The organism is Paenibacillus sp. JNUCC32 (assembly GCF_014863545.1).
GTDB lineage: Bacteria > Bacillota > Bacilli > Paenibacillales > Paenibacillaceae > Paenibacillus_AQ > Paenibacillus_AQ lautus_A.
Genome location: NZ_CP062260.1, coordinates 1,676,985 through 1,693,196 on the forward strand (window position 1 = coordinate 1,676,985; position 16,212 = coordinate 1,693,196).

General features: G+C 49.5%; 14 protein-coding genes and 1 riboswitch. Of the genes, 11 read left to right on the top strand and 3 right to left on the bottom strand.

Annotated features, from left to right (window positions below; translation table 11 throughout):
- Positions 1-1,538: 1,538 nt before the first annotated feature.
- The gene (locus JNUCC32_RS07755) at positions 1,539-2,744 is read right to left on the bottom strand and encodes an MFS transporter (protein WP_192571563.1); all 1,206 of its coding nucleotides are present in this window, start codon (positions 2,742-2,744) and stop codon (positions 1,539-1,541) included.
- A gap of 151 nt (positions 2,745-2,895) precedes the next feature.
- Here JNUCC32_RS07755 and JNUCC32_RS07760 point away from each other — a divergent pair, with 151 nt between their 5' ends.
- The 5 genes from JNUCC32_RS07760 (at position 2,896) to JNUCC32_RS07780 (ending at position 7,347) form a co-directional block, all read left to right on the top strand.
- On the top strand, positions 2,896-4,116 hold the full coding sequence (locus JNUCC32_RS07760; RefSeq protein WP_228468893.1) for an aminotransferase class I/II-fold pyridoxal phosphate-dependent enzyme: 1,221 nt from the start codon (positions 2,896-2,898) through the stop codon (positions 4,114-4,116).
- The gene (locus tag JNUCC32_RS07765; RefSeq protein WP_192571565.1) at positions 4,117-4,560 is read left to right on the top strand and encodes a hypothetical protein; all 444 of its coding nucleotides are present in this window, start codon (positions 4,117-4,119) and stop codon (positions 4,558-4,560) included.
- Between the two features lie 196 nt (positions 4,561-4,756).
- Positions 4,757-5,449: a helix-turn-helix transcriptional regulator gene (locus tag JNUCC32_RS07770; protein ID WP_228468894.1), complete on the top strand. Its 693-nt coding sequence runs from the start codon at positions 4,757-4,759 to the stop codon at positions 5,447-5,449.
- Positions 5,450-5,562: 113 nt separating this feature from the next.
- Positions 5,563-5,988 (top strand): VOC family protein, encoded by a 426-nt coding sequence (locus JNUCC32_RS07775; protein WP_009593736.1) that lies wholly within the window; start codon positions 5,563-5,565, stop codon positions 5,986-5,988.
- Between the two features lie 32 nt (positions 5,989-6,020).
- Positions 6,021-6,120: riboswitch (purine riboswitch) on the top strand.
- 63 nt (positions 6,121-6,183) lie between these two features.
- Positions 6,184-7,347 (top strand): MFS transporter, encoded by a 1,164-nt coding sequence (locus tag JNUCC32_RS07780; protein WP_192571566.1) that lies wholly within the window; start codon positions 6,184-6,186, stop codon positions 7,345-7,347.
- Positions 7,348-7,488: 141 nt separating this feature from the next.
- Here JNUCC32_RS07780 and JNUCC32_RS07785 read toward each other — a convergent pair whose 3' ends face one another.
- Positions 7,489-8,493, bottom strand: coding sequence for a substrate-binding domain-containing protein (locus JNUCC32_RS07785; protein ID WP_192571567.1), 1,005 nt, complete (start codon positions 8,491-8,493; stop codon positions 7,489-7,491).
- A gap of 138 nt (positions 8,494-8,631) precedes the next feature.
- A complete protein-coding gene (locus tag JNUCC32_RS07790) occupies positions 8,632-9,831 on the bottom strand; it encodes an AGE family epimerase/isomerase (RefSeq protein ID WP_192571568.1) in 1,200 nt (399 codons plus the stop codon).
- A 252-nt stretch (positions 9,832-10,083) separates the two neighbouring features.
- Between JNUCC32_RS07790 and JNUCC32_RS07795 the strand changes: the two genes are divergently transcribed.
- From JNUCC32_RS07795 to JNUCC32_RS07820, 6 genes are all read left to right on the top strand, one after another.
- Positions 10,084-11,064 (top strand): glycoside hydrolase family 5 protein, encoded by a 981-nt coding sequence (locus tag JNUCC32_RS07795; RefSeq protein WP_430623462.1) that lies wholly within the window; start codon positions 10,084-10,086, stop codon positions 11,062-11,064.
- Positions 11,065-11,569: 505 nt separating this feature from the next.
- Complete coding sequence (locus tag JNUCC32_RS07800; protein ID WP_192571570.1) at positions 11,570-12,112, top strand: MarR family winged helix-turn-helix transcriptional regulator; 543 nt, start codon at positions 11,570-11,572, stop codon at positions 12,110-12,112.
- Positions 12,113-12,139: 27 nt separating this feature from the next.
- A complete protein-coding gene (locus tag JNUCC32_RS07805) occupies positions 12,140-13,594 on the top strand; it encodes an aryl-sulfate sulfotransferase (RefSeq protein WP_192571571.1) in 1,455 nt (484 codons plus the stop codon).
- Entirely contained in the window at positions 13,587-14,597 is a 1,011-nt protein-coding gene (locus JNUCC32_RS07810; protein WP_192571572.1) for an ABC transporter substrate-binding protein, read from the top strand. The genes JNUCC32_RS07805 and JNUCC32_RS07810 overlap by 8 nt, the downstream gene beginning before the upstream one ends.
- Positions 14,598-14,610: 13 nt before the next feature.
- Entirely contained in the window at positions 14,611-15,393 is a 783-nt protein-coding gene (locus JNUCC32_RS07815) for an ABC transporter ATP-binding protein (RefSeq protein WP_192571573.1), read from the top strand.
- A 15-nt stretch (positions 15,394-15,408) separates the two neighbouring features.
- Positions 15,409-16,185 carry an ABC transporter permease gene (locus JNUCC32_RS07820; RefSeq protein ID WP_090908666.1) on the top strand — a complete coding sequence of 259 codons (777 nt, stop codon included), beginning with the start codon at positions 15,409-15,411 and terminating at the stop codon, positions 16,183-16,185.
- The last annotated feature ends 27 nt before the right edge of the window (positions 16,186-16,212 follow it).

The following is a 16,212-nucleotide window of genomic DNA, read 5'->3' on the forward strand; positions in this document are numbered from 1 at the left end:
CTAAGTGGGCAGATGTAGAATGAGGGGGCACCGCTGCCTGCTGGAGTGAGACTGTTATGGTGATTGTGAGGACAGCTAATGGGTGAGTCGGTAATACGTCGCAACCCCTATATTGGTGAAATCAGCCGAATAGGGAGATTGTGTGGATAGAGGATTCGCTATTTACTGGTATTGGTACGATATTGGACTCATGCTTATTGAAGAGGCCCAGCTACTTGCTGGAAAATGCCCCAAATGGAGCTCATGAGGACAGAGGATCCGTTATTACGCCGAAATGGGCCTATTATGGTGATCAAGCGGACACAAGATCCGTTATTGCACCATAATCACGGAAGAATCCACGCTAAATCCAACAATAGCGGATCTCTTGTCCGCATAATGCCATGAAATAGGTGAAAACAATGGAATAGCGGAACCAGTGTCCGTTAACCTCACATATCGAAGTAGAGGAATCTCTATCTGCTAGAATGGGCCTGTAATTGGACACATGTACACAAAAGAAGGCCCAGCTACTTGCTGGAAATTGCCCCAAATGGAGTCGATGAGGACAGAGGATTCGTTATTTCACCGAAATGGAGTTCATGAGGACAGAGGATTCGTTATTACGCCGAAATGGAGCTCATGAGGACAGAGGATCCGCTATTACGCCGAAATGGGCCTATTATGGTGATCAAGCGGACACAGGATCCGTTATTGCACCATAATCACGGACGAATCCACGCTAAATCCGACAATAGCGGATCTCTTGTCCGCATAATGCCATGAAATAGGTAAAAACAATGGAATAGCGGAACCAGTGTCCGTTAACCTCACATATCGAAGTAGAGGAATCTCTATCTGCTAGAATGGGCCTGTAATTGGACACATGTACACAAAAGAAGGCCCAGCTACTTGCTGGAAATTGCCCCAAATGGAGTCGATGAGGACAGAGGATTCGTTATTTCACCGAAATGGAGCTCATGAGGACAGAGGATCCGCTATTTCGCCGAAATGGGCCTATTATGGTGATCAAGCGGACACAGGATCCGTTATTGCACCATAATCACGGACGAATCCACGCTAAATCCGACAATAGCGGAACTCTTGTCCGCATAATGCCATGAAATAGGTAAAAACAATGGAATAGCGGAACCAGTGTCCGTTAATATCACAAATCCATGGGGTTTAACAAAGCTGTATCTATGGCGTTATCCTAATTAGGGAATTGGTAATGCGACGCAACCCCTATATTGGTGAAATCAGCCGAATAGGGAGATTGTATGGACAGAGGATCCGCTATTTGCTGGAATCGGAATCGGCATGATATTGGACTCATGCCGATTCCTGCCGAACTGAATGACAGGATAACAAAAAGCTTACACCGTTACATAACGGGTAAGCTTTTTGAATTCCAAATAGGCTTTGGATTAGTTGACTATCGAATGAATACGAGTTTACTGTACAATTTTAGTGATAAGGTATCTGTTATAGCGAGAATGACCGATTTCCGCCGTTCAAAAAAATCCCTCTCACCTAAAATGAGAAGGATTAAAATAGTTCTATGAAGCTTTAACCGATGTCAGGAGCGTTAACTCCGATTGCTCTTGGTCGAGCTGATGGCAGCGGGAAGTTATGACAAAAGCTCCCATAGCGAATGCAACTGCGGCCCACGGCAGGTAGGCCAGGCCAATGCTGTCCACGACCAGGCTGCCCAGAAGGGAGCCGAGCGCAATTCCCATGTTCGATGCAACCGGCATGAGCGTGGAAGCGAAGTCCTTGGAGCCGGGCGAAGATTCATCTGCCAAGTCAATCAGGTATAACTGAACGGCGGTACTGAGCGCAAAGGAGAAGCAGGCGACCAGCATCAAGGATGCTAATGCCATCCACGGGAGCGATAGGGTGAGAGCCAGAGCCGTCATAATCATCGCTTGGATGGTGAAAATCACTTTCAATTTAACCCGGGAATTGCCTTGCGCTACCTTGGCGCCAAGCCAGTTGCTTAGAATCGTGAAAGCGCCGTAAGCCAGCAGGACGGTGCTGATCCATTGCTGCGGAATCCCCAGCACGTTCTCAAACAGCGGCGTGATGTACGTGTATACGATAAATACGGAGCCTACGCCGAAAACCGGAATGAAGAACGCAAGACGAATCCGTTGGTTTTTGAATAAGGCAAATTGCTGCTTCATGGAGCTTACGCTAATCGTATTGCTCTTGGGCATAACGGCCAACATGAACGCAAGCGGGATGATCCCCACAAGTGAAGTAACGATAAAAGCGGTTTGCCATCCAGCCATTTGGCCGATCTGCGTCCCGACGGGAACGCCCAGGACATTCGCTATGGAAAAACCTCCAATGATCCAGGCAACCGCGCCAGCCCTGCGGGAAGCGCTCATATGCTCACTGGTTGCGGCAATGGCCAGCGACAAGGTCAATCCGCACAGAATGGCGGTGATGATGCGAATGAACAGCATGACAGGATACGTGGTGGCGAAGATGGTCAAGTAATTAAACACCAACACCGCAATGTACGCTGACAGGATGGTAACATGCCGTGGAATGCGTCCGAGCAGCGTCACTGCAAAAGGCGTTCCGAGCGCATAAGCGATAGCAAAGCAGGATACGAGGACACCTGCAGCCGCAAGCGAAATGCTGAGAGTTGCGCTAATGTCCTTCAATAATCCAACAATGACGTATTCGGTGGTACCCAGCACAAAGGCTGCAAACGTAAACGCGATAATAAAAATGGTTTCTCTCAATCTGGTCATGGTTGTCTCTTCTCCTGGTTTCTCTTTTTGTATGGTTCGATCTTACGATATGAAAGGCTTTTCAAGTCAAGCCCCAGATCGGAATTCCAAGAGAAGCTAAAGCCGGCTTCATGCTATAATGTAGGAAAAAAAAGTGGAGTGGGTGGATACCATGCCGAATCAAACTTCTAAGCGATCATGGCGTGCAGACAAATTATCACAGATCGGTTCTTCGATATTTGCCGAGGTCAGCGAATGGAAACAAGAAGCTGCCCAGGCGGGAAGACATATCATCGATTTGAGTATTGGCAGTCCTGACCGTGGTCCTTCTGACGATATACGCGAGATCCTGAGCCAAGAAGCGCTAAAAGAAGATAACTATACATATCCGGGCACCAGAGGAACCATGGAATTCCGAGAGCAGTCGGCAGCATGGATGAAGCACCGCTTTGGCGTGAACGTCGATCCAGATACGGAAATACTGGCCTTAATGGGCTCTCAGGACGGATTATCGCATTTGGCTCAAGCCATATGCAATCCGGGGGATTTGGCTATTGTGCCGAATCCGGGATATCCGATTTATGCCGGAGCCCTTGCGATCGCAGGGGTAACGCCTTGGTATTTGCCACTGAAAGAAGAGCGGGGGTTCGTGCCCGATCTGGACAGCATACCGGACGAGATTTGGATGAAAGCAACCTTCATCCTGCTGAATTTTCCGGGGAATCCGATTGCGGTTCAGGCCGATCTTGCTTTTTTTGAAAAGCTGGTCGGTTTGGCGAAAAAATGGGACGTGCTCATCGTCCATGACCTGGCCTATTCCGAAATGGGCTTTGACGGTTATCGCCCGATAAGCGTACTGCAGGCTCCAGGCGCCATCGACATAGCCGTGGAATTTCACTCCTTCTCCAAAAGCTTTAATATGGCAGGCTGTCGCATCGGTTTTCTTGCCGGTCATGAGGAAGCTGTCGGCGCGCTGCGGGAATACAAAAGCAACATCGATTTCGGCGTGTTCAAGCCGGTTCAGACGGCGGCGGTCCATGCCTTGCGTCAAGCCATGGCTGCTTCCCACGAAGAACGCGGTGTTGCTTCGCTGTATGAACAACGCCGTGATGTCCTCGCAGCTTCCCTGGCCGAAGCGGGGTGGGACGTTCCTAAACCGCTGGCCACGATGTTTCTATGGGCTCGGATGCCAGAAGCTTTTCGCCAGGAAGCATGGAGTTCGCGGCGGTTCGCCCGCGAATTGCTGTTGAATACAGGCGTGGCGGTTATACCAGGAGATGCTTTTGGCTCTGAAGGTGAAGGATACGTGCGAATCGCGCTGGTGCAGGAAGAGGAAGCTCTGCGCGAGGCGGCGGTGCGCATAGGGAAATTTATTGGAGGTGTTTCGCCCTAAATGAAATGGCTTGGAGTCGGCTTCGCCATGTTTCTGGCGCTGACGCTGTTCCCTCAGAGTGCGGGCGAACTCGTTCATTATCAGGCACCGTACATAGAGGAAGTTGATGGTGCTGACAGCAACACGCCTTTTAAGGTGCAATATATAGACTTGGATAAGTACCAGGGCGTCAATGCGTACGAAAACACGTTTACCACCATGCCGGAGCAGGGCAGCAAATTAACCGTTAAGGTTCATAACAAGAACAGCACGAGCCACGTGATGCTGAAGGTCTACCGGGGAACGGAGGAATTCGGATACGCAGATGTCAAAGCCCGCACGGAGGGAACCCGGACATTCGCCATGCATGACGGGCGTGGAGTAACGGGGGATTGGAAGGTTTACATTACGTCGCGAGACGGGCAAATTATGAACCTGCAGATACGAGCAGGACAGCATGATTGATAGACGCTAAGACTACATTTTTTCTTTCTTATCAAGTTGTTTGTTAATTCAAGCATAATTAAGGGTGAGCGCATTGCGGAATTTTATGCCTGTACAAGCACCGGCCATAGAGATTCAATCTCCTGTTTCAGATTATGCCTATACGGAATATAGGCCGTGCCAGCCATTGATGCCATATGTAGCCTGTTATTGGAGCTTGGAATACCGAGTCACGTCCATTCAAGCTCCGCTCCATCGCATCCTTCCCGACGGCTGCGTGGATATCATATTTAATTTGAAGGCACGGACCGCCTCGGCTTCCGGTTTCGTTACGGGCCTGATGTCCCGTTATGAAGCGGCGATACTCACGCAGGAGCAGTCTCTGTTTGGTATTCGCTTCTTTGCGGAAACCGTTCGTCCGTTCATCCAATTTCCCGCTTCCGAATTTCGGGAGGGTCCCGTCCTCTTGGATGAAGCGTGGGGGGCAGAGGTGAATCACTTGAACGAAGAAATGGTGACAGCTCTTGACTCCGCCCGGCGCATCGAGCTGATTGAGACGTTTTTATTCAACGCGTTAAGACGGAGTAACATACGTTCTGAGCCGCTGGTGGAGCAAGGCATGCAGCATTTATACGCCTCCAAGGGGAGAATAACGATTCATGCCCTGGCCGAAAAAATGAATTACAGCGAGAGAAACATAAGAAGAACGTTTCAGAAGGAATTGGGCATGAAGCCGAAGGAAATGACGGACATCATACGATTCCAGAATTTGCTGCAGGAGATGCGCCGTTCCAAGCCTAACCGGTTTCCTGAAATCGCTGCCCAATACGGATATTATGATCAGCCTCATTTTATTAACACCTTCAAACGCTTATACGGCATGTCGCCGAAGCAGGCTTTTCAACCATAAATTTTGTATGCTTGGCGGCGGCAAGGTTTGTCCGTTTTTTACAATCTTTCATTCCGGTGTTGAACGACAATGGGGTATAAGTAACAATGATGATTTACAGGAGGTAATGTAAAATGAGAGCAAGCATATCCGTACTTACGATTGGCGTTGATGACCTGGAACGGTCCCTGAAGTTTTATCGTGACGGGCTCGGGCTCCCGACCGAAGGAATCATTGGCACTGAATTCGAGCATGGGGCTGTAGCATTTTTTGACTTGCAAGCCGGTGTGAAGCTGGCGATATGGAATCGCAAGGATCTGTCGGTTGAAGCGAATGTTCCCTTATCGTCCCCGAGTTCTTCGGAATTCACGATCGGCCACAACGTCGGCAGCAAGGAAGAAGTGGATGAGGTGATGGAGCAAGCCAGTAGAGCGGGCGCTACCGTAACCGTACCGGCACAAGACACCTTCTGGGGAGGCTATTCCGGTCATTTTCTCGATCCGGACGGACATTTGTGGGAGATTTGCTGGAATCCTGCATGGGAGGTTGATCTTTCGTAACGGATGTGATAAATTAATCAACGATTGTTGCGCAACTGAATATTTTATTTGAATGTATAACCTCATTAATATGGTCTGAGGGTCTCTACCAGGAACCGTAAAATCCTGATTACAGAAAATGTTTGTCATTTTTTGTAATCAGGATTTTTTTGTTGATTATAAACATGACATCGAAGAAAGGGGATTTCATTCCAGATGAATCTGAAAGTATTAATTCTAGCGATTTCGACGATATCCGTCGGGCTGGTTGAACTTATTGTTGGCGGGATACTGCCGCTCATTGCGGACGACTTGCATATTTCACTCGGTACGGCGGGTCAGCTGATTACCGTGTTCGCCCTGGTCTATGCGATAGCGGGACCGGTGCTTCTTGCGCTGACGGCAAGAGTGGAGCGCAAACGACTCTATATGATTTCCTTGTTTATTTTCTTTATTGGTAACTTGCTGGCTTATGTAAGTCCGAACTTTACGCTGCTCATGGCAGCCAGAATCTTAACCGCGATGAGTACGGCATTGATTATCGTGTTATCTTTGACGATTACCGCCAAGGTGGTTGAGCCTGCACATCGCGCTAAAGCCTTGGGCGTTATCTATATGGGGATTAGTTCGTCATTGGTGCTAGGCGTGCCGCTCGGCATCCTGATCAGCGAGGCTTTCGGATGGCGGGTGTTGTTCCTGGGTATCGGCTTCCTGTCGATCGGTTCCATGATTTTGATCTATATGTTCCTGGACCGGATCAAGCCTGAAAATGTTACGCCGTTATCCGTTCAGATCAAGGCGCTGGGCAAGATGAAAATCGCCGGTGCGCATCTGGCCACCTTGTTCATGCTTGCAGGACATTACACCATATATGCGTACTTCACGCCGTTTCTTGAATCGGAGCTTGGGCTGAGTCCTTATTGGATCAGCATCTGTTACTTCCTGTTCGGACTATCCGCCGTCGGCGGCGGGGCGTTCGGCGGGGCGCTTGCGGATCGGCTCGGATCGCATAAGAGCATCGTGATCATCATTACGTCATTCATGCTGGTATTGTTCGTGCTTCCATTATCCACATTTTCGATTGGCGTGTTTTTAGTCGTGATGATGATATGGGGGGCATTGAGCTGGAGCCTGGCTCCGCCTCTGCAGAATTATCTGATTCAAGTGGATCCGGGTTCGTCCGATATCCAGCAAAGTTTTAACAATTCCGCGCTGCAAATCGGCATTGCATTGGGCTCTGCCATTGGAGGCCTCGTGTTAGAGCAGGGAGGCACCGTAGCCAGCACGGCCTGGGTCGGCGGGGGGATCGTCATCGTGTCCCTGGTTTGTGCCGTTTATTCTTTGACGAGACCTGCGCTAACGTGGAAGACAAGCAAATAAATAGCCGTAAATTTTTTACGAATTTAAAAGACAGCCGCATCCATGCAGCTGTCTTTTCTTTTGCAATCGTTTTGTACATCGTGCGCACTGCTCCCTGTGTGCACGATGCGTGGTTCGGGGCATGTTTGATGGTGGGAGGGTTTACATCTTGGCGACGGAAGAACGATAGATGATCTTGCCCTTCACCACAATTCTGCCGAATTTGGTATCAGGGGTGCTGATTTTGCTTAAGATGGACTGGATCGACGTTTGAGCCAGCTGCTTCATATTGACTTCAACCGTCGTCAGGTGCGGCACGGTCAGCGTAGCGTAGATATCGTTGTCAAAACCGACGACGGAGCAGTCGTCGGGAATGCGGTAACCCATGCCTTGCAATTTCTGCACAACCAAATAGGCGACCTGATCGCAATTACATACGAAAGCTGTTGGCAATTCATCCGGTATCTCGATGTCGAGATAATTGCCGTGCTCATTCCGATCGTTGATTACCCAGTCCTGCCGAAGCGCGATTTGATGCTCCAGCAGCGATTTATAGTAACCCAGGAACCGATCCTGAATGCTGCTTGTGGCATGCAAGCTGCCCACATAGGCAATGTTGCGATGTCCTTGCCGGATCAGGTAATTGGTAAGTTCATAGGCACCGTAAAAATTATCCGAAACCACCGCATCAATATCCGAATGGTCATCGTAGAAGTCCAGAAACAGAATCGGCGGTTCGATGGCGTGCATGATCTCGATGTAAGGTTTGCTGATCTGTCCCAGCAGAATGAATCCGTCCACTTTGCGATCATAATAGATGCGCGGCAGCTGCAAGGCCTGTTCATCCGAGCTGCTTAAAATATGAAGTATGCCGTAATACCCGTAGTCTTCCAATCCCTTGGAGATTTCTTGATAGACGCGAAGATAGAACGATTGGTCGGGTCCGGTAAAACGTTCTGGAATGATGACGCCGATGTTGTAAGTCAGCCCTTCGCGCATGGACCTGGCAACGGTGTTCACCCGATAGCCCATTTCGCTGGCGATGGCTTTGATTCTTGCCTTTAACTCGTCGCTTACGCCTTCCTTGTCGTTCAGGGCTTTCGAGACGGTCACCGTGCTGACGCCAACTTGCTCCGCGATGTCCTTCATCGTTATGTTTTTGTTCATCGCGTTTGTCTCCTTTTATCTACAGTCGAAGTAGACCATCTGTCCGAGTATGTATGCAATCATTCCATGATCCAAGTACAGTATACCTGCTCGTCTGAGACAAATAAAGGCGAAGGCGCATTTCTGATTGTTATTCTGTTAGAGCTTGCTGCTTACATGTTCGATTCGATTTAAGATTTCCAAGCAAAATCGACTGTTATGATACGGACATTTCCATGGTCCGGCCATCTCGTGCTGATCCGGCCGTCCGTTCTCATTGACGGACCAAAACCATTCGCTGCCCGGGCGGGAATCGATAATATTTTTTTTCGTATAATTCCACATTCTGAAGACCTGTTCAAGAAATTGAATATCTCCCGTACGCTGATAGGCATTGAAAAAACCGACCATAGCCTCAGCCTGGACCCACCAGATTCTGGAGGTATCCAGACGTGAGCCTTCTTGCTCATTCATGAGCGAACCATCCTGCTGCACGGCCCGTTCAGAAACGGCATACGCCAAGTCCAGAACCATGCGCTTATAATCCGGATTCGTGCTTCCGATGACATCAAGCGCCTCATCCATCAACCAGCTGGCCTCGATATCATGGCCAAATGAAGTGACATCCACGAGCGGGTTCCAATCCTTGTCAAAAAACACCCCTAAACGTCTCCGATCAGCATCGAAAATATGATGGTACAGAATGGACAGCAGGTTATGAAGCGATTCTCGGACCACCGCCTCGGGCCAAGCCCGATAAAGCGTGGAGTAAGCTTCCAGGACGTGAATATGCGTATTCATCGTGATATGCGCGACCACGCCGTTGCCGCTAAGCATTTCGTTGGGCTGCTCGTTCCACTCCCGGTCGAACTCTTCCTTGTAGGCCTGCCGTTTCGCATCATACCCATTACTCTCGATCAGACGGTACAGCTCTTTGGCCAGATCCAATGCCTCTTGGTTCCCGGAAGCGCGGTGGTATTCGCTTAATGCATATACGCCGAACGCTTGATTGTAGATATGTTTCCTCGTATCTGTCGGGACTCCCTTGTAATCCACCATCCAATACAGTCCGCCATATTGGCGATCAATGAGGTGGCGCGCGAGAAATTGAAAGGCATGCCTGGCATGCTCTGCGTAGATTTCGTGCCCCGTCGTCCGATAGGCTGCGCTAAAGCTCCATAAAATTCTTGAACAGGCAATCCCGCCTTTGGCTGCTTGTTCATCAATCTTTAAATCGGCGTTCACTTGGCCGTAAAACCCGCCGTTGGTTTCGTCCTTCAATCCTCCCCAAAAAGGCAGGATATGCTCCAGCCATTCTTTTCGGATTTCAGAACCCAGGGTATGTAAAGTCATTGTCATATAAAGCCTCCGTTATTAAGTTATCGTTAACCTTAGAAAATATTTTAAGAAAGAGTATCGTTCGATGTCAACGAAATCTTTTACACGCAACATTATTATAAACATATATACCATTGACAGGTGAAGGTGAGGCATATAAAATTCGAATTATTACTTAAACGATTACCTAAATAATCTAATCACTTCGGTTTTGATTCTCATCTAGTACCGAGGCTAGAAATCAAATGATATGAATCCAGAGGGAGGAAGATGATGTTGATATGGATGCAGGGATGGAAGTCTATTCTAGTCGCGATCCTGGCGTTTGTGTCAGTAGGCGGTGGACTTCCTAATCCAGAAGCAGCCACAGGATTTTATGTAAACGGTACCAAGCTGTATGATTCAACGGGCAAGGCCTTTGTGATGAGGGGTGTAAATCATCCCCACACCTGGTACAAGAATGATCTGAACGCGGCTATTCCGGCTATCGCGCAAACGGGAGCCAATACCGTACGAGTCGTCTTGTCGAACGGGTCGCAATGGACCAAGGATGACCTGAACGCCGTCAACAGTATCATCTCGCTGGTGTCGCAGCATCAAATGATAGCCGTTCTGGAGGTGCATGATGCGACAGGCAAAGATGAGTATGCTTCCCTTGAAGCGGCCGTCGACTATTGGATCAGCATCAAAGGGGCATTGATCGGAAAAGAAGACCGCGTCATCGTCAATATTGCTAATGAATGGTATGGAAATTGGAACAGCAGCGGATGGGCCGATGGTTATAAGCAGGCCATTCCCAAATTAAGAAACGCGGGCATTAAGAATACGTTGATCGTTGATGCAGCGGGATGGGGGCAATACCCGCAATCCATCGTGGATGAGGGGGCCGCGGTATTTGCTTCCGATCAACTGAAAAATACGGTTTTCTCCATCCATATGTATGAGTATGCTGGTAAGGATGCCGCTACGGTGAAAACGAATATGGACGATGTTTTAAACAAAGGATTGCCTTTAATCATTGGGGAGTTCGGCGGCTATCATCAAGGTGCCGATGTCGATGAGATTGCTATTATGAAGTACGGACAGCAGAAGGAAGTGGGCTGGCTGGCTTGGTCCTGGTACGGAAACAGCCCGGAGCTGAACGATTTGGATCTGGCTGCAGGGCCAAGCGGAAACCTGACCGGCTGGGGAAACACGGTGGTTCATGGAACCGACGGGATTCAGCAAACCTCCAAGAAAGCGGGCATTTATTAAAATCGGGTTAAGGTAGATGAGATTGCATGTTAACAGCAAGCTCAAACATATGGATGCATGCAGGCTGTCGAGGAACCGTCTCGACGGCTTTTTTCTATAGGATTTTCTGAATCGACATACAGCCTATTCTTGCATCCTCTTCGAGACCTATCGACAAAGTAGAGGAACAACCTTTATGCGATATCAATATGCTTGGCTTTGGAGAAACCTGCATCTAGTGCGGGGTTTTGTTTTGATGGTTTAAATATATATTTAATTCCTACTTGACAGGTGGTATTAATTGGTTTAATCTAGCCACAAGCAAATTCATTCAGTCCTCATTAAATGATCATTCATTATCTTAGTATTGAACGATATATCAGCCGATTGGTCTACCAAAGGCTCCTGTTTACTCGATTTCGTTATTTTAACGGAAGGGGGAAATGGGAGCCTTTCTGTATTTTCCGGACATCGTTACGGATTATGACTTGGAGTCTGAGGCTATCGTTCCACAGGAAGGAGCGGCATGGAAGAAACGGATTGGGCATTAATGGAAGAGGCGGATTGGCATTTTCGCAAAATGGTGCGGAGATTTGTCAAGGAGCGTGACAAAATCTCGATAGAAGGCGTATCGCTGCCAGGTTTGTTGATCCTGAACACCATATTGCGGGATGGGGAGCAGAAGCTTGGGGAGCTTGCGGAACAGCTCGATTTTACGTCCGGAGCGGTAACGGCCTTGTGCGATAAACTTGAGGTTTGCGGGTTCGCGGTAAGAAGACGGAGCGAGAGCGATCGGAGATCGATTGTGCTGGACATCACGGATGCTGGAAGAGAAATGGTGAAGCGTAACGAATACATAGGCGGGCGTTCGATCGAACGAATATTCGGAATATTCTCGCAGGAGGAGCTGCAATATCTGATCCATTATTTTGAACGGTTGAACGATCATCTGGAGGGCTTCTCGGATTTCGTGCTTCGGCCGCCCCGCCCATCTTTCGATATGCCGGCAGCAATTGATCATAGCAAACCAGGCTCACTGAAACGCTCGAACAAATTCATTTCTTACTAAAATTCATATTAGAAAGGAAGTTGAACGATGGGACATCCAACGATTTATCCAACGGGTACAACCGTATTTCAACCGGGGAAGGCGTGGAGCGGCTACACGATTTATCAAGCCGCGGATACCGGCGCCCTCCTGATTGACATGAACGGCAGGGAGGTTCACTTATGGAAAGGGCTTCGGGGATTTCCGAACAAGCTCTTTCCCGGAGGTTATGTGCTTGGGAGCACCTCAGAGCGCGATCCGAAGTACGGGTTTCAGGATGAAACCAATCTGGTACAGGTCGACTGGGAGGGCAATATCGTCTGGAAATTCGATCGTTATGAATACATAGAGGACCCGGGTCATCCGGCACAATGGATGGCTCGACAGCATCATGATTACCAGCGGGAGGGCAATCCCGTCGGTTATTATGTACCCGGGCAGGATCCGAAGGTAGGTTCCGGCAATACGCTTATTCTTGCTCACAAAAATGTGAAGCGTCCCGAAATTTCCGACATCGAACTATTGGACGATATGATCATCGAAGTGGATTGGGAAGGCAATGTCATTTGGGAATGGGCGGTTAGCGATCACTTTGATGAACTCGGGTTTGATGAAGACGCGAAGCTAGCGTTATCCCGTGATCCGAATACCCGCGGCTTCGGAGCCCATGCCGGGGATTGGATGCATATTAACTCGGTATCTGTGCTTGGTCCTAACCGGTTTTATGATGCGGGGGACGAACGCTTCCATCCCGATAATATGATCTGGGATGCACGGGAAACGAACATTATTGCCATCATCGACAAAAAAACCGGGAACATTGTCTGGAAGCTTGGCCCTGACTATTCCACGGAAGAAACGAAGCATATTGGCTGGATTATCGGCCAGCATCATGCTCACCTCATACCGAAGGGACTTCCGGGCGAAGGCAATATTCTGATCTTCGACAACGGCGGCTGGGGCGGATACGGAAAGCCGAATCCGGAAGCGGCAGATGGCTTGAAAATAGCGCGGCGCGACCATTCGCGAATTCTGGAAATCAATCCCGTAACCTTAGAGATTGAATGGCAGTATACGCCCACGGAGGCCGGCTTTCAGGCTCCGCTGGACTCTTACCGCTTCTACAGTCCGTATATCAGCTCAGCACAGCGTCTGCCCAACGGCAACACCTTGATTACCGAAGGAGCCGACGGCCGAATATTCGAGGTGACAAGAGAATTTGAACTGGTATGGGAATATATTTCGCCTTATAAAAATATCCGCAACTCCAATATGGTCTACCGCGCATACCGGGTTCCTTATGAATGGGTGCCACAGCTTGAATTGCCCGTAGAGACCGAGATTGCTCCGCTTGATGTGGCAGATTACCGCCTGCCAGGTGCCGCACCGAGAGGTGCCGTTAGTACCGTGGAAGTAGAAGGCACGATCTCCTACGGGGAGGGAGCGTTATGCGTGGCCAGGACCGATGAAATAACGCAGAAAGAAAGGGATCGCGATGCGTAGACCTTATTTGAAACGATGGCATGCTTGGTTTCTGATATCGACGCTGGCAATGAGTTTGCTTAGCGGATGCGGTAAGGCCAGCGGTGACAGTCAAGAGAGTAAATTTCAATTGAAAATCGCCGATATTTCCACGAATGCGGTGTTTCGTATAGCTAAGAGCAAGGGGATCTTCGACAAACACGGGATTGATGCCGAGCTGGTGAACTTCGCAACGCCGGCCGAAGGCGTGAACTCCTTGTTTATTAAGCAGGTGGATGTTGCATTCGGTGCAGACTTCCCACTCCTGAATGCTGTCAGCAAAGGCGATTACTCTTTATTCGCCTCAACCGGAACAGCCACGGATTTGAGCGCAAGCGAATGGAAACTGTTCGTCCGTAAAGAGATCGCCAGCGCTGCCGATCTCAAGGGCAAGAAATTGAGTTTCTCCAGAGGCACATTCATTCCCTATCTGTGGGATGTTTATCTCGCCGATAACGGGGTTGCATTGTCGGATGTGGAGCTGATCGGGCAAGGAGGCTTCGACGAGGCCTACGTGGCGCTGAAAAAAGGAGAAATTGACGCCGCATGGGTATATGGCGCAGTGCTGAACGAAAAGTTCGGTGCCCTTGCCGAAGCCAGAGAGCTATCGGATATGTCGAAGACGCCGGTAAGGCTTGGCACCGGTTTGATCGCTTCAAATGAATTAATCAATAGCAACAAGGAAGGATTCGTAGCGCTTCTGAAAGCGCTGGATGAAGCGTCGGCTTATGCCCAAGCCCATCCGGAGGAAACAGCGGATTTGATGTACGAGGAAGTCAAGCAGCCGAAGGAAGCGACCTTAAAGGATCTGCCGAAGAATCCATGGAGCATTGGATTTACGGACAAAGCCTATGCGGGATTGCGGGGACAGAAGGAATACATGGTCGCTAACGGTATCATCGAGAAGGATTTCGAGCTGAATGATAAATTGAATCTGGATTTGGTAAGAACAGCCTTCCCGGATCGAGTCATTGATTTGAAGTAAGGAGATGATGAAAATGAGAGCAGCGTCAAGGCAGAATGAAATCCATATTGAGCAGTTGAATAAAAGTTACATGCAGGCATCAGCATCGGCAGGCGGTTTACATTATATCATCCAGGACGTCAACCTGGCGGTTAAAGGCGGGGAGTTCTTCGTCCTGCTGGGACCAAGCGGGTGCGGGAAGTCGACGCTGCTCAGTCTGATCGCCGGCTTCGTCTCCAAGACATCAGGTCAAGTAAGGGTAGGGGAAAAGGAAGTGGAGCGCCCCGGCCAGGATCGTGCCGTCGTATTTCAGCAAGCCGACTCATCCTTGTTTCCGTGGTTGACGGTTAGGGAGAATGTGGAGTTCGGCCTCCGCATGAAACGGATGCCAGCTGAGAAGAGAAGGGAGATATCCGGCAAATTTATTGAGCTCGTGGGCCTTGCGGGACATGAAAGCAAATATCCGCGCGAACTGTCTGGCGGCATGAAACAACGGGTACAGCTGGCACGGGTGTTGTCCAATGATCCCTCGATTCTGCTCATGGATGAACCGTTCGGCGCATTGGACGCGATGACAAGACGCACGATGCAAAGGGAATTGGTCCGTATATGGCAGGATACGGACAAAACCGTCATCTTCGTGACGCACGATATTCAGGAGGCACTTCTACTGGGAGGACGCATCGGCATTATGTCTGCAGGACCTTCCTCTAGAATAACGGATATCTATGAGGTGCCGCTTGCATACCCGAGAGATTTGTCAGACCCCGCCTTCCATGCCCTGTACAACCAAATCCAATCGCATTTTGACGAGTAGTGAGGAGGCGTTCCCGTGAGCAATCATCTAAAAAAATGGTCCCTGCATATCCTGTTATGGATGGTAGGACTTGGCGTCTGGCATCTGCTGTCCCTTGCGTATGGCCCGGAAATTCTGCCCGGTCCCGTCTATACGGCAAAGGGCGGATACGAATTGTTGACGGACGGCACCTTGATTCAATATATCGGAATCAGTTCGTACCGCGTGCTGCTTGGCTGGACGTTTGGCAGTCTGCTAGCGATCCCGGTCGGAATCATGATTGGGAAGGTCGGACCGATCCGTGCTTTCGCCGAGCCTTTCCTCAATTTCATTCGGTTCATTCCTCCTATTGCGTTCATAACCCTGTTTCTGGTCTGGTTCGGCATCGGGGAGACATCGAAGATCATGCTTATTCTGTATGCAACCTTCTTCATCGTGGTCTTGAATACGCTGACGGGCGTTTTATCCGTTGAGGAGGATAAGATCCGCTCCGCCCGCAGCATGGGGGCGTCCGAATGGCAGATTGTGCTGCATGTCGTCATTCCTGCAACCGTCCCTTTCATGTTCACCGGCATTCGGCTTGCCATGGGAACCTCGTTCATGGCGATTATCGGGGCCGAGATGATTGCATCCAATGAAGGCGTTGGTTATCTTATATGGAATTCACGATTGTTCTTCCGTACAGATTGGATATTTGTCGGCTTGATCTGCCTGGGGTTGATGGGATTCCTGACAGACCGGGCCGTGGGGCTGCTTGGCCGCAAGCTGTTGTCCCGGTATGGGGTGGTCAGCGCTAATTCGCTGCGTCGGTAAAACGTTTATAATACAACAGCATCAAAA

Excerpts from the sequence above, each read along its gene's own strand:
- JNUCC32_RS07760 (WP_228468893.1), top strand. The coding sequence starts at position 2,896 with ATGCCGAATCAAACTTCTAAGCGATCATGGCGTGCAGACAAATTATCA.
- JNUCC32_RS07755 (WP_192571563.1), bottom strand. The coding sequence starts at position 2,744 with ATGACCAGATTGAGAGAAACCATTTTTATTATCGCGTTTACGTTTGCA.
- JNUCC32_RS07815 (WP_192571573.1), top strand. The coding sequence starts at position 14,611 with ATGAGAGCAGCGTCAAGGCAGAATGAAATCCATATTGAGCAGTTGAAT.
- JNUCC32_RS07800 (WP_192571570.1), top strand. The coding sequence starts at position 11,570 with ATGGAAGAAACGGATTGGGCATTAATGGAAGAGGCGGATTGGCATTTT.
- JNUCC32_RS07810 (WP_192571572.1), top strand. The coding sequence starts at position 13,587 with ATGCGTAGACCTTATTTGAAACGATGGCATGCTTGGTTTCTGATATCG.
- JNUCC32_RS07780 (WP_192571566.1), top strand. The coding sequence starts at position 6,184 with ATGAATCTGAAAGTATTAATTCTAGCGATTTCGACGATATCCGTCGGG.
- JNUCC32_RS07765 (WP_192571565.1), top strand. The coding sequence starts at position 4,117 with ATGAAATGGCTTGGAGTCGGCTTCGCCATGTTTCTGGCGCTGACGCTG.
- JNUCC32_RS07785 (WP_192571567.1), bottom strand. The coding sequence starts at position 8,493 with ATGAACAAAAACATAACGATGAAGGACATCGCGGAGCAAGTTGGCGTC.
- JNUCC32_RS07790 (WP_192571568.1), bottom strand. The coding sequence starts at position 9,831 with ATGACAATGACTTTACATACCCTGGGTTCTGAAATCCGAAAAGAATGG.
- JNUCC32_RS07775 (WP_009593736.1), top strand. The coding sequence starts at position 5,563 with ATGAGAGCAAGCATATCCGTACTTACGATTGGCGTTGATGACCTGGAA.
- JNUCC32_RS07795 (WP_430623462.1), top strand. The coding sequence starts at position 10,084 with ATGTTGATATGGATGCAGGGATGGAAGTCTATTCTAGTCGCGATCCTG.
- JNUCC32_RS07805 (WP_192571571.1), top strand. The coding sequence starts at position 12,140 with ATGGGACATCCAACGATTTATCCAACGGGTACAACCGTATTTCAACCG.